The organism is Rummeliibacillus sp. NPDC094406, assembly GCF_044763875.1.
GTDB lineage: Bacteria > Bacillota > Bacilli > Bacillales_A > Planococcaceae > Rummeliibacillus.
Window position 1 is genome coordinate 359,307 of record NZ_JBIWGZ010000002.1, and the last position, 14,538, is coordinate 373,844.

Genomic DNA, 14,538 nt, shown 5'->3' on the forward strand with positions numbered 1-14,538 from the left:
TCTATCTGCTCAACGCACATTTTGTTTTAATAAAAAATCCCCACTATAGTATGTGGGGATTAGAATTTTTAAATAATAAAAGATAAAACATTTATTACACCCATATGCACTAAATTTAAAACAAATAATGCTACAATTGGTGAAATATCAATCATACCAATTGGCGGAATAAAACGTCTAAAGAAATCTAAGTAAGGATCACAAATTTTAGCCAAAAATCTACCTATTGGTGAACCATACGCTGCTGGTATCCAAGACATTAGTATATACACAATTAGCGCGATTGAATATAATTGAAATAAATAACTTACGATTGTAAAAATTGACATGGACAGTTAAACACCTCTATTGTATATCTTCATAGTAATAATCCGAAATATTACCGTCTACTTCTACATTATCAGGTGTACATAAGAATATATCCGTACCAATTCGTTTAATGTCTCCACCTAAGGCAAAAATAGTTCCGCTTAAGAAATCGATAATACGTATACCTTGATCACGATCAATACGTTGCAAATTCACTACAACAGCTCGCTTGTTTTTTAAATTATCTGCAATATCTTGTGCTTCTGCATAAACTCGTGGTTCTGATAAAATAACTTTTGATGTTTTTTGCGTTATACTTACAAGATTCGGTACATTTGAATGCTCTATATGTTTTTGACGTTCTTTTACAGTTGGTTTCTTAACGGCTGCTGGTTTACTTACCGCCGGCTTCACTTGTTGTCTTGGAACTGATGGTGCTGGTTGTTGATGAGTAGATTCTTGTTGTTCTCTACGTTCTTCAACATAGTCATCTTCTTCTTCCAAATAAAAAAAGTTTTTCAGTTTATCTTTCACCTTCATTAGAATCCCTTCTTTCATTGCCAACTAGAGCTGTGCCAATGCGGATGAAAGTTGCACCTTCTTCAATTGCAATTTCATAGTCGTTAGACATACCCATTGAAAGTTCAGTACATGGCGCATATTCATAACCTTTACTAGCAATCTCTAACTGTAATTTTTTTAGTCCTTTAAAAACACTTCGAATGAGCTCTTGATCTTCTGTGTTAGGTGCCATTGTCATCAAGCCTACCACACGAATATGTGGAAAGTTTGATAATTGTTCGATAAAGGTTAACACTTCTTCAGGTGATAGACCGTGTTTTGCTTCTTCAGCGGATACATTGACTTGTACAAAACAATTTACAGTTTGATTGGCACGTTTATCGATTTCTTCTGCTAAACTAATACGATCAAGTGAATGTAAATAATCAATTTGATCAATTACTTTACGAACTTTTCTTGTTTGCATCGAACCAATGTAATGCCAAGTTGCATGGTCTTCAATTGTTTCACGTTTTTCTAATAATCCTTCGGGACGATTTTCACCCAAATGAGTTAAGCCGGCATCTAATGCTTCAATAGCACGTTCCGTTGAAACTTGCTTTGTAACAGCAATAATTGTGATGTCTGAAACTTCTCTGCCAGCTCTTTGACAAGCCACTTGAATGTTCTTCTGAATATCTTTTAAATTATTAATAATTAATGTCATGGTAGCCTCATCTTTTCAAAGATACTTGTTACCTAATTGTACCAAGCCTAGTGCAATTTATCAATGAATACCCTTAATAGTTTAATCTAATCCTTTTACTAGGATAATATCTTTTCCTACTACAATTATATCTTCAATGGGTATTTTTAAAACCTCCTTTTGATTACCCGAGAATGCCATAAATTTTTTTGGTTCTGCTACAACAAAAGCTTCAACGTATCCTGTATCCTTGTGAACAACTGCATCTTCAACATATCCTAAAAAACGCCCACTATTTGCAGCAATAATTTCTTTACGCTGAATTTCCGAAAAGCGCATTCGCATCCCTCCTAGAGCATTTTATGTATACATATGAGAAAAAAGCATCAATCTTGTATGTAAGATTGATACTAATTTTAAAAGCAGAACACGCCAATTTAGCTTTGTCGGTCAAAAATAAATATTCTCCACTCGTTGATTATGCTTATACAGAAAGTGAATATTTAATCCGAAAAAATGACGTGTCCAGCTAGATATTTCTAAAATCGATTTGTTTATTACTTCTCACTCGCCTGTTCCTGAATCGTTTTCAAAGCACTTTTTTCTAATCTAGAAATTTGCGCTTGAGAAATCCCTAAGTCTTTCGCAATTTCTGTTTGAGTATGTCCATAATAATAACGTTTGGAAAGAATATTTTGTTGTCTTCTATCCAATTTTTGTATTTGTTCTTTAATAGATACATACGTCAACCATCTATCTTCTGAAACAGTTTGATCTTTCAGCTGATCCATCATGTAGACAGGATCTCCACCATCAGCATATATAGGCTCATGTAATGACATTGGCTCTTGGATTGCATCAAGTGCAAATAATATATCTTCCTGAGGTAAACCTGTCATACGCGCTAAATCAGTTAAGTTCGGTTCACGTAATTCTTCAGTTAAAAATTGCTCTTTTGCTTGCATAGCTTTATATGCAATATCACGTAATGATCTAGACACACGTAGTGGATGGTGATCTCTTAGGTGTCTTCTAATTTCACCTATAATCATTGGTACTGCATAGGTTGAAAATCGAACATTATGTGATAAGTCAAAATGGTCAATTGATTTTAATAGACCAATACACCCTACTTGAAATAAATCATCAGCCTGTTCGCCCCTATAAGCAAAACGGCCGACAATACTTAATACTAACCGTAAATTACCCATCACAAGTTGTTCTCTTACTTCTTCTTGTCCACTTTGTAATGCAACAAATAATTTCCGCATTTCTTCATGCTTCAAAACAGGTAACGTGGATGTATCAACACCACATATTTCAACTTTTGTTCGCATATTTTGCCCTCCGGATGCTTCATCACTGTTAGTAAATTCAGTGTGTCCGAAACGGATAATTATATGCGCGTTATTTCTCTCCAAATTCAACCATTATGACGTTAATTGATTCAAATGATTACGCAATTCTTGAATAATTTTCTTTTCTAAACGGGAAATATAAGATTGAGAAATACCTAAATGATCCGCTACTTCTTTTTGTGTCATTTCTTCTTTCCCCGCAAGTCCGAAGCGACACTCCATAATATAGCGTTCTCTCTCATCTAATTTTTGAATAGCATGGAACATATGTTGACGTTCCATCTTTTTCTCTACATCATCAGTGATTAAGTGTTCGTCTGTTCCCAATATATCCGATAGTAGTAACTCATTGCCGTCGCCATCTGAATTTAATGGTTCATCTAATGAGACTTCACCTTTCATACGGCTCGTTTTACGCAGATGCATTAATATTTCATTTTCAATACATCTTGATGCGTATGTAGCCAATTTAATTTTCTTATCAGCATTAAATGTTTCGATCGCTTTGATCAATCCAATCGAACCGATACTGATTAAATCTTCAATTGGTGTTTTAGCATTATCAAATCGTCTTGCTATATACACAACTAGTCTTAAATTATGTTCGATTAATATATCTCTTGCGTGCATATCACCATTCTTGAAAGCAGTAATCATTTCTTGCTCCTCCTCTTTTTTCAAAGGTGTAGGCAAGGATTCGTGACTACCAATATAAAATGTACCTGTCTGCCTAAAGCTTGCAATTGCTTCAACTAACCAACGCCAAAATCGACGAATCATTATTAAAACCTCCATTCATTAAATGTGATATAAAGCAGTAAAATGTAATATGGCATCTGCCTCTTGCGGAAACGGGGTGTTTTGAATTGTAATAATAAAAAATCCAGGTGAAATTGGGCGAGTATCTTCGTCCATAATAAGCCATTTATCATAACGAAGAGCTAAGCTGTATGTCTTTTTCTCTTGAACAGTTGTAATTGGAATAACAGCCACTTTTTTTCGGTATTCTTCGGGGAACATATCCAAATCATATGGCTCATTTACATCCCATCGAAACAAAGCCATTTTCAAATTTTCAGGTAAAGAGTGTTCTATTGCTTTATAACGTACAAAATGAACAGGTTTTCCAGATAACGGCTCAACTGTCGTATTTCCTGTATCTATAAAACATTTTAAAGAAATTGTGATATCTCTTAATCGCAATTCACATAATTGAACTAGACGTTGCTGCAAGGTATCACCCCTAGCAACCTGCAATCGATTTTTTAACAATAATAATCCTGCTGTTGCTACAACTCCGCTTATTATGAGTAAAGTCAATACTGATGCATTTATCCATAAAGGCTCGAATGCTGTAAATAATCCACCTGCAAACAAAGCCGCGACAAAACACATAAGCGCTCCCTTCCACAATTTGCGGATTTGCAAGCCAAAAGCAGTCGTAATCATTAAAATAAATGCAATGACCATCATGAGAAAATGGTGTCCAAATATAACGATCCAAATACCTGCAAGGAAAGCACTGATTATAAGTCGCATTCTTTTTTGTTGCATATAACAAATTGAATTGGTAAAGGAAAGAATAACATAGTTAAAAAGTGCATTAATTAAGATCATTACTTCGCCATACAATTCACCACCTCCCACATAGAAAAGGTAACATATGATAGCTTCAAAAAATGTCAAAGGGTGAATGTAGGAAGCAGAAACTTTCCGACAGAATCATTCATTTTTCTAGGTAACTTTCGTTTGCAAAAATACTTCTAATTAGCTTTAGATTATTCATAGTTTTTTCCAAATATTCGCCTTTTGTTCTACATATTAATAGGCAAAAAAACTTTTCAAATCTTTCGTTTGTAAACGGAGTGAGTAAAAACAACTATTTTTCAAATTGTCCATAATAAATCATCTTTAGACAGAAATCTATTTCTATTTTTTCTCTTTAAATAAGCACAACTGCTACAATTGTACAAATAGTTAGTTGGGGTAAAAAATATGCTAACTAAATCAATTTCATAAATCCATCTTCGGCTTTTAACATTTTAATGAATTATATTTCCAATAAAAAGGTTTGGACGTTCCGCTACAAACGGTACTTTCCACGGGCTTGGCTTCAATCTCCTCGGGCCAACACGATGTTGGTCACGAAGCCGTGGCCACAGGACGTGGCGTTCTTAGGTTTTGTTCCTTAAAAGATGTGCTCCTGCATCGCTTCGCTAGCTTCGTCGCAAGAAATTCTTTTTAGCAAAAGAATTTCTTCCTGCGGGGATTCAGCTCAAGCTTTTCCGTAGGACTCTGAATGAACCTCGAACGAAGGAAATGCGAATGCATTTTCGAGGAGTCGCCGTCTTTCGCTTCTCAATATACAAAATCGGATATCATTAAATGTTCATATATTTTGATATGAATTTTACATTATGAAATCGATTCAACTAATAAAAAAAGACTGTCTACTTAGATATACTAAGTAGATAGTCTTTTCCACTTTTACAATTTTGTATTATCGGCGTTTGTTACGGTTTCTTAAAAATGTCGGAATATCCAATCCATCGTCTTGTGAATTGGATTGATATTGTGTTGTTTGACGTGGGCTTTCTTGAATTGGTTGTACAATTTCTTCTGAACGAACTTCACGACCTGCCATTTGTTGTACAGGTGTTGGTTGTTGACGTGGTGTACCAATTCCACTGCGATTCACATTACGCCCTTCAAATTGAGGTTCATCTTCTGAAAACTCAGTCGCAATGACTGTAACCACGATTTCATCTTTTAGATTATCATTGATAACCGCACCGAAGATAATGTTTACATCTTCATCTGATGCTGATGAAACAATATCAGCTGCTTCTTGAACTTCATATAAGCTCAAATTAGAGCCACCAGTCATATTCATAAGAACACCTTTTGCACCATGAATAGATGTTTCAAGTAATGGACTTGAAATAGCTTTTTTGGCAGCTTCTACGGCACGAGTTTCACCTGAAGCAATACCGATTCCCATTAAAGCAGAGCCTTTATTAGACATAATTGTTTTTACATCTGCAAAGTCCAAGTTGATTAAACCTGGTACGGCGATTAAATCCGAAATACCTTGTACACCTTGACGTAGAACATTATCAGCTTCGCGGAATGCTTCAAGCATTGGTGTGTTTTTATCAACAATCTCTAATAATTTATCGTTTGGAATAACAATTAATGTATCAACTGCCTCTTTCATAGCAGCAGTTCCAGAAAATGCTGACTTTTGGCGTTTTTTGCCTTCAAATGTGAATGGACGCGTAACTACACCAACTGTTAATGCACCTAGATCTTTGGCAATTTGAGCAATTACAGGAGCTGCACCAGTACCTGTACCGCCACCCATACCCGCAGTAACAAAAACCATATCCGCACCACTTAGTGCTTCTTCAATCTGTTCTTTACTTTCTTCAGCAGCTTTTTTCCCCACTTCTGGGTTAGCACCTGCACCTAATCCACGAGTCGATTTCGCACCGATTTGCATTTTTACTTCAGCATTTGATAATTTTAATGCTTGTGCATCTGTATTTACGGCGATAAATTCTACACCTTGTACACCATGTTCAATCATTCGGTTAACGGCATTATTACCTCCGCCACCAACACCGATAACTTTAATTACAGCAAGTTGATCGTCATTTGTTTCAAATTCTAACATCTCTATTCCTCCTAATTTTGCTAATAATGTGTAGAGAACATCGCCCTTTTTATTCTAGAAATCTATTAAAGAAGCCCTTAACTTTCGTAAGAACACCATCTCTATGCTCTTGTGATTCAAATAGCGAAGAACTATTTTGTTGTTCTACATGATGATCTTCACGCCCTGCAGGTACCAAAGGAACATTATCTGTAACATCTCTGTTAAATTGTGATTCTTTGTATGCATAACGTATTAAATTTACAGCTGCTGTATATTCAGGATCTCTTACGCCAATGTAATCAGGCACATAAATTTTGACACTTGTTTGTAAGACATGACGTGCTAATTGAGGAAGACCTTCTAATTTTGCAACGCCACCAGTCAATACCACTCCGCCAGGCAAATCTTGAATACCCATTCGATATAATTCATCAATAATTAAATCAAAAAGTTCTTCAAGTCTAACGCCTATAATTTCGGATATGTATCTTTGACTAAATTGCTCTTTTGTATCTGCACCTATTACTGGAACTTCAAATAATTCATCATCTGAAGCATCGTCATAATATGCATGTCCAAATTCTGTTTTTATCTTTTCTGCTTGTTCTGTAGGTGTTTTTAATACAATCGATAAATCTTTTGTAATATGTTCACCGCCAACTGGAATCATCGCTGTATGCAAAAAATGACCATCTTTGAATACTGCAATTGTTGTTGAACCTCCACCAATATCGATGAATGCAGTTCCTCTATTACGATCATCTTCCGTAAGCGCAAATTCACCAGCTGCTAACGGTTGCAAATAAATTTGTTGAATTTCTAATCCAGCCTTTTCAACACAACGTAGGACATTGTGTAAAACTGTTTTTGATGTGGTAATCATAGTACCATCCATTTCTAGACGAATACCGATCATCCCTCTAGGATCATTAATCCCATCTAAACCGTCCACGATATATTGGCTTGGAACAATATTGACTAATTCACGATCTGGTGAAATAGACATAAGTTGTGCAGATTCTATTACACGATCTAAATCCACATCAGTAATTTCGCGATTCTCGCTATTAACTGCAACTACACCTTTTACATCATGAAGCTGAACTTGATTAGCAGGTATACCTAATATTACTTTATTGATAGACATACCTACCATTCTCTCAGCTTGATCGATTGCTTTTTTTATAGATTGTACAGTAGCATCAATATCTACAATGCTTCCTCTACGAATACCTGATGACTTGACATTACCAACACCAATTACATGCACAGTCTCCTCATTAACCTCTCCGATGAGGACTTTAACAGAAGAAGATCCTATATCTAAAGAAACGTATAATTCTGAATGATTCAAACTGTGGCACCTCCTTCAACAACTCTTAATGATTATTCTATTGTAAAATTATGAACTTGTCTAAATAAATTCAGGAAAACTATTTAAAATTCCTTCATATATACTGTTTTTTTTAACTTTTGATGCATTTTTTATTATTTACATAGTGTTAAAAGCTCGAAATTCTGTCTGTGTAGACTAAAAAGATTCTAAAATACTATTCCTACATGTATTTATACACTTACTTCTAACTCTAATAATCACAAATAACTATTAAGCACTTTTTATAGTTTTTCTTAGACTTATTCAATTACATTTCTGTTTAAGCTAAGATTACTATATTTATAGCCTAATTAAAACTGATTACCAGAATAAATAGAATAAATTTAGATTATTTATACAATTTTTGGACTTACAGGATACAATTACTTTTCACTTTCCCCATACTCACTTTTATAAGAACGATAAAAAGTTCCAACTTCTAAGTCAATTACCCCTTTTTCACCTTTTTTGACTTGTGAAACAATCGATGGATAATATTTCAATTTCGACGCAAGCGTAGGAATCGATGCTCTTACTTCAAATCCATCATTCATAAACATTTGAATTGCATATGGATTTGAATCATTTGGCATGGCATTCACTTGAGAGATTAAAGCGATTAATTCATCATTCAACTTGCTAAGTTGTTTAATCATTTTCATTCTCGTTTTTTCATCCTCAAAACCTACTAATATCGGCATATTCAAACTATCCGGTATTTTATTCAAATGTAAAATTGTCCCGTTGTTTAACACCAAATTATATTGGTTATTTTCCTTTAAATATGCAACTTGATCATATTCAGTCACAGAAATTGTGATATCATTCAACCATTTTCTTTTTATCGATACATTCTTTACAATTTGTTGTTCCTTTAATAATCTTTCTACTGAACTACTTTTGAATTCCCATAGAGAGTTCCCTTTTTCAAGACCACTATGCTTTATGTAATATTCTTTACTCTTTAGGTGATTTCCTTCAACTGTAATTTTTCCAATATGACTTAATGGAGATTGAAAATACAGAAGTGTCAGTAAGGTTATAACGAAAATGGCAATAAGTACGAGAAAGCGACGATTTGTTCTTTTTTTTCGACGCTCTTTTAATGTCGGAATTCGTTCTTCGATATCAATAATTTTTTCCAAACTGATCACTCCTTTCTAAAATTATCTTTCTTTCGAAAAATTCCACACAATTCCAATAGCAATCCATGTTACGACAAGGGATGTTCCCCCATAACTAATAAACGGTAAGGTCACACCGGTTACCGGCAACAACCCTGAAACAACTCCGATATTCAAAAAAGCTTGAAAACCAATCATCCCTATTAATGTTGCAATACTATATAACGAAACTTTCATACTTGATTTATACGCTAATTTAAAACCAGCGTAGATTAGTAAACCAAAAGCACAAATTATCGTTGCAGCTCCGATAAATCCCATTTCTTCTGCAATAATTGAAAAAATGAAATCATTCTGTGGTTCGGGTAAGTATAAGTACTTTTGTCGGCTATTTCCAAAGCCAAATCCATATAGGCCTGCTGGACCTATAGCAAGCAATGATTGTATTGCTTGAAAACCACTTCCAAGTGGATCTGACCAAGGATCTAAAAACGCTTCTATTCTCTTTAGACGATAAGGAGCTGAAAGTATTAACCCTACTAACCCTACAACACCAACAATGATCAGGAAAGCGTAAAAACGTATAGGATAACCAGCTATAAAGAACAGCAAAAACACAGAAACGATTAAAATAAAGGCTGATCCGAAATCAGGTTGTAACATTATTAGCGCTATTGGTAAAAATAAATATAAAAAATGCCGCCAGTGAATTTTAGATTCCGTTGCTTTTTGATTCGCCAGAATAAAGCTTAGTTTGACGATTGTAGCAATCTTGGTAAGTTCAGATGGTTGAAGACTAAGTGGTCCAAGTGCAATCCAACTTTGCGAACCATTTCGAACAACGCCAATTCCCGGAATTAATACAGCGACAAGTAAAAGTAACGACAGCCAATATAGGAGCGTCCAAGTCTTTTCCAATTGTAGCCCTTTATAACGGCTACAAATGAAAAAGGCAAATAACGCTACTCCTAAATAGATTAACTGTTTTACTAAAAAAGGTGCTGTTTGACCGTAGTGAATCTTCCCCCAGTAAGTACCGGCAGAGTAAACAAAAACAATGCCAATGACAGTCAAAAATAACGTTGCAATCATTAACCAAAGTCTCTCACGTTGTATCAGGCAAGGCATCCTTCCTATTACTTAATAATGGCAATTATTTTAAATTCATAACTGCTTCGATAAACAAGTCTCCACGTGTTTCAAAGTTTGGATATTGATCCCAACTTGCACATGCTGGTGAAAGTAAAATGACATCACCTTCATTTGATAATTCTGCTGCTTTTGGTACTGCTTCTTGAATATCCTTAGCATGGACAATTGTTTTTACACCACAAGAAGTAGCGAATTCTGCAAAACGATCTGCTGTTTGACCAGATACCACAACTACATGAACATTTGACATAAATGGTCGTAATTCTTCGAATGAATGACCACGATCTAAACCACCTGCTAGTAGTACAATTGGTTGTTTAAATGCTTCAAGTGCACTACGCGTAGCAAGTGTGTTTGTTGCTTTTGAGTCATTAAAGATTTTACGCTGTTTCCATTCACGAACAAATTGTGTGCGATGTTTAACACCAGTAAATGAATTTAATACGTGTTCCATTTTATCTTTCGGACAGCTCATAATAATAGCTGCCGCGACAGCTGCAAGAACATTCTCTAGGTTATGTTTACCAGGTAAAGCGATAATATCTCGTTTCATAAATGGTTTACCTAACCAATAAATCATTTCATCATCTGCACTAATTCCTTCTTCATTTATATGAGTCGTTGTAAATGGAATTAAGTGCGCATTTGATTTTCGAGCATATGAAGCAACGATTTTTTGGTCTGCGTTATAGATTAGATAATCTGTCTCATCTTGGTTACGTGTGATACAGAATTTGGCATCACCATACGCTTCCATTGATCCATGATAATCGATATGTGCTTCAAATAAATTCGTCCAAATGGCTATTTTCGGTTTAAACATCTCAGTTCCCATTAGTTGGAAAGAAGATAATTCTGTCACAATAATATTATCGGCTTCAGCCGTTTCTGTTACAGTACAAGCTACTGTACCAATATTCCCTGCGATTAATGGCTTCAAGCCACCTTGGTTCAAAATATGGTAAAGCAAAGTAGTTGTAGTTGTTTTACCATTTGAACCAGTAATACCAATCATAGGTGCTTCACTAATTAAGTAAGCTAATTCCACTTCTGTCCATACTGGAATTCCACGTTTTACTGCATCCGCTACAATAATATTTGTATATGGTATACCAGGGTTCTTAATAACTAATTCGAATCCGTCATCCAATAAATCTTCTGGGTGACGGCCGCAAATTACGGTAATTCCTTGTTGTAGAAGTTTTTGTGCATCCTTATTTTCTTCAAACGGTTTTGCATCATTCACTGTTACAAATGCGCCCATTTTATGAAGTAATTCTGCGGCAGCTACACCACTTTTAGCTAGACCTAATACTAATACTTTTTTGTGTTCCATCATGGCTACGTTTTTCATTATAATACCTCCGGAACCACTGCGATCAATGCCGCCACTAATGCTGTTAACCAGAACGTTAGGACAATACGCCATTCTGACCAACCTGATAGTTCAAAATGGTGATGTAGTGGACTCATTTTAAAAATTCTTTTACCTGTTAATTTGAAACTTGTTACTTGCATAATAACAGATAAAGTTTCAACGACAAAAATTATTCCGATTATTAATAATAGTAGTTCTTGGCCAACCAGGATAGATAACATAGCTAACGCACCACCTAAAGCCAGCGAACCTGTGTCGCCCATAAATACTTTTGCAGGGTTTGCATTGAAGATTAAGAAACCAAGTAAAGCACCCACAACTGCAAAGGCAAAAATGGCAACATCCAATTGATCATTTAAGAGTGCCAACACACCATAAGCTGCAAAAGCAATCGAAGCTGTTCCTGATACTAATCCGTCTAATCCATCTGTTAAATTGACTGCATTTGAAAAGCCAACTAACCAGAAGATTAAAAACAGCACATAGAATACACCTAAATGTATTGCAAAATCTGTAAACGGAATTTGAACTGTATTATGAAACGTTCCTAACTTCATTAAGAAATAGGCCGCAATCGAAATAACTATTTGTGCGATCAGTTTTTGTAAAGATGTTAATCCCAAATTACGTTTGAAAATAATTTTGAGTCCATCATCTAAAAAGCCAACTACTCCATATCCAACTAGGACAAGTATCAAAATTATAGATTGAGATGTAAATGCACCCTTTACTAAACTCATAATTACTGTTGTTACAATAATGGAAAGTAAGAAAATGACACCACCCATGGTAGGGGTACCTGCCTTTTTCATATGCGATTTTGGCCCTTCTTCTCGAATGCTTTGACCAAATTTAAAGCGTCTTAACATAGGGATAATAATTGGTCCTAATATGACCGAACTAATAAATGAAATTGCTAAAATAATTAGCATTGTTTCGATTGACATGAAAAAATTCTCCTTCTAACCTTCTTTAGTACATGTACTATCATAGTAGTTTCAGTTACATTTTTAAAGACTAACATTACTGATTTTCTAAATAAACGTGAATAGTCCCATCTTTAACAATTTGTGCGTCTGCTTTTGGAATTTGAGAAACAATTTTATCGCCTTCTCCATGCCATTCTAAACGAAACGGATACAACATTTCTGTAATCTCTTTTTTCGTTTTGCCAACTAAATCGGGAACACGAACTTTTTCAATATCTCCCCAACGATATTGTTTTTCTATCTGATCTTTACGATCCGTTATCCCTACAATCGGATGAATATCTTCAATAATTTGCCCAACAATTGGGGCCGCAATGACACCACCAAATTGAGAACCATGCTTTGGATTATCGATAGCAACATAAACCACAATTTTCGGGTCATCTGCTGGTGCAAAGCCGATAAAGGATACGATATATTCTCCATCTTTATAGCGCCCATTTTCCGCTTTTTGTGCAGTCCCTGTTTTTCCGCCAATTCTCAAATGATCTCTATAAGCACTTCTTCCTGATCCATTCGCAACAACAGATTCTAGAGCTGCTCGGACCTTCGCAGATGTTTCCGGACGAATAACTTGGCCTTTTTGAGTAGGCTCATATGACTTAAGAACTTTACCATTTTCACTATTAATAATGTTTTTGACGATATAAGGCGTCATTAGTTTTCCACCATTAACAGCTGCAGAAACCGCCTGTACTTGTTGTATAGGTGTAACGGATATTCCTTGGCCAAATGAGGTCGTCGCATGTTCAACAGGACCATAGTTCTTGGGTGAAAATAGAATACCTGTTGATTCCCCAGCCATATTAGAGCCTGTCACCTGTCCAAATCCAAAGTCACGGATATACTGTTGAAGTTTAGTTGGTCCAACACGTCTTCCTAATTCGATAAACCCTGGGTTACAAGAGTTTTCAACAACTTCAAGGAATGTTTCTTGACCATGCCCCGATCGTTTCCAACAACGTAGCTTCGCCCCTTCTACCATGGCATAACCTGGATCATAAAATTGATCGTTTTTCAAATCAACTACATTTTCTTCTAACGCTGCACTTAATGTTATGATTTTAAATGTAGATCCAGGTTCATATGTCATCCAAACAGGTAAATTTCGATTATAAATCTTCGAATCTACTTTTTGGTACTCGGCTGGATTATATGTAGGAAATGAAGCTAATCCTAGTATCTCTCCAGTGTTAGGATTCATAGCAATTCCAATTGCTTGATCCGCTTCATACTTTTCCATTGCTTGAGACAATTCTCTCTCAATAACCTTTTGAACATCCATATCGATAGTCAACTCTAACGATGCACCATCTTGCCCTTCCCTCCACCCATCTTCTACGTGGGGTAAATTAGCACCTTTGGCATCTGTAAATAAACGAATAGCTGATTCCTTACCTAATAAGAGATCATTATATTGATATTCTAACCCTGCTAGTCCTTGCATGTCACTACCAGTAAATCCTAATAATCTAGAAAGTAATTCGCCATACGGATAATCTCTAATATAATCTAAACCCGTATACAGACCTGGAATTTGTAGCTGTTGTATCTTCTCCGCTATTTCATAAGAAATATTCTTGCCTTCTGGCGCAATTTTTACGATGAAACCCGGTTTCTTTAGTTTTTCTTCTAAATCTTTTTCGTCCATTTGTAATATTGGTGCCAATTGTGCTGCAACTTTTTCAGGTTCTTTATTTTGAGCAGGCATAAAATATAGTGTAGGCGCCAATTTATTCCCCACTAAAAGTTTACCATTTCGATCAGTAATATCGCCTCGTAAACTCTTCATTGGCACTTCACGGTCCCAATTCTCTTCCGCCTTTTTTGTTAAAAACTCATGTTGTATAAATTGAACGACAATCAATTTTCCAATAAGCAAAAAACCTAAACAGATAAAAATCATCAACACAAATTTTAATCTCACACTTGCTTGTTTAGTTACCCACATTGTTCGACAAATCACACCTTTTTACATTCAAAATATG

General features: G+C 35.4%; 14 protein-coding genes. All 14 read right to left on the reverse strand.

Features of this window, described 5'->3' with window-relative positions:
- Nucleotides 1-68: 68 nt before the first annotated feature.
- Nucleotides 69-329 (reverse strand): YggT family protein, encoded by a 261-nt coding sequence (locus ACIQ4I_RS06590; protein ID WP_403094237.1) that lies wholly within the window; start codon nucleotides 327-329, stop codon nucleotides 69-71.
- A gap of 16 nt (nucleotides 330-345) precedes the next feature.
- Entirely contained in the window at nucleotides 346-849 is a 504-nt protein-coding gene (locus tag ACIQ4I_RS06595) for a cell division protein SepF (RefSeq protein ID WP_403094239.1), read from the reverse strand.
- Entirely contained in the window at nucleotides 833-1,537 is a 705-nt protein-coding gene (locus ACIQ4I_RS06600; RefSeq protein ID WP_403094242.1) for a YggS family pyridoxal phosphate-dependent enzyme, read from the reverse strand. Before ACIQ4I_RS06600 ends, ACIQ4I_RS06595 begins: the two co-directional genes overlap by 17 nt.
- A gap of 81 nt (nucleotides 1,538-1,618) precedes the next feature.
- On the reverse strand, nucleotides 1,619-1,855 hold the full coding sequence (locus ACIQ4I_RS06605) for a PRC-barrel domain-containing protein (protein WP_403094245.1): 237 nt from the start codon (nucleotides 1,853-1,855) through the stop codon (nucleotides 1,619-1,621).
- Between the two features lie 218 nt (nucleotides 1,856-2,073).
- Nucleotides 2,074-2,853 carry an RNA polymerase sporulation sigma factor SigG gene (gene sigG, locus ACIQ4I_RS06610; RefSeq protein WP_397537435.1) on the reverse strand — a complete coding sequence of 260 codons (780 nt, stop codon included), beginning with the start codon at nucleotides 2,851-2,853 and terminating at the stop codon, nucleotides 2,074-2,076.
- A gap of 93 nt (nucleotides 2,854-2,946) precedes the next feature.
- A complete protein-coding gene (gene sigE, locus ACIQ4I_RS06615) occupies nucleotides 2,947-3,654 on the reverse strand; it encodes an RNA polymerase sporulation sigma factor SigE (protein ID WP_102692744.1) in 708 nt (235 codons plus the stop codon).
- A gap of 18 nt (nucleotides 3,655-3,672) precedes the next feature.
- Nucleotides 3,673-4,506: a sigma-E processing peptidase SpoIIGA gene (locus tag ACIQ4I_RS06620; RefSeq protein ID WP_403094249.1), complete on the reverse strand. Its 834-nt coding sequence runs from the start codon at nucleotides 4,504-4,506 to the stop codon at nucleotides 3,673-3,675.
- A gap of 868 nt (nucleotides 4,507-5,374) precedes the next feature.
- Nucleotides 5,375-6,550 carry a cell division protein FtsZ gene (gene ftsZ / locus ACIQ4I_RS06625; protein ID WP_403094252.1) on the reverse strand — a complete coding sequence of 392 codons (1,176 nt, stop codon included), beginning with the start codon at nucleotides 6,548-6,550 and terminating at the stop codon, nucleotides 5,375-5,377.
- 49 nt (nucleotides 6,551-6,599) lie between these two features.
- A complete protein-coding gene (gene ftsA / locus ACIQ4I_RS06630; protein ID WP_397537432.1) occupies nucleotides 6,600-7,886 on the reverse strand; it encodes a cell division protein FtsA in 1,287 nt (428 codons plus the stop codon).
- A gap of 404 nt (nucleotides 7,887-8,290) precedes the next feature.
- Complete coding sequence (locus ACIQ4I_RS06635; protein WP_403094254.1) at nucleotides 8,291-9,052, reverse strand: cell division protein FtsQ/DivIB; 762 nt, start codon at nucleotides 9,050-9,052, stop codon at nucleotides 8,291-8,293.
- 21 nt (nucleotides 9,053-9,073) lie between these two features.
- Nucleotides 9,074-10,159, reverse strand: coding sequence for a putative lipid II flippase FtsW (gene ftsW / locus ACIQ4I_RS06640; RefSeq protein WP_403094257.1), 1,086 nt, complete (start codon nucleotides 10,157-10,159; stop codon nucleotides 9,074-9,076).
- A gap of 25 nt (nucleotides 10,160-10,184) precedes the next feature.
- Nucleotides 10,185-11,537: a UDP-N-acetylmuramoyl-L-alanine--D-glutamate ligase gene (gene murD / locus ACIQ4I_RS06645; protein WP_403094260.1), complete on the reverse strand. Its 1,353-nt coding sequence runs from the start codon at nucleotides 11,535-11,537 to the stop codon at nucleotides 10,185-10,187.
- Entirely contained in the window at nucleotides 11,537-12,508 is a 972-nt protein-coding gene (gene mraY / locus ACIQ4I_RS06650) for a phospho-N-acetylmuramoyl-pentapeptide-transferase (protein ID WP_403094263.1), read from the reverse strand. The genes murD and mraY overlap by 1 nt, the downstream gene beginning before the upstream one ends.
- Before the next feature lie 76 nt (nucleotides 12,509-12,584).
- Nucleotides 12,585-14,501 (reverse strand): stage V sporulation protein D, encoded by a 1,917-nt coding sequence (locus ACIQ4I_RS06655; RefSeq protein WP_403094265.1) that lies wholly within the window; start codon nucleotides 14,499-14,501, stop codon nucleotides 12,585-12,587.
- Nucleotides 14,502-14,538 lie beyond the last annotated feature (37 nt).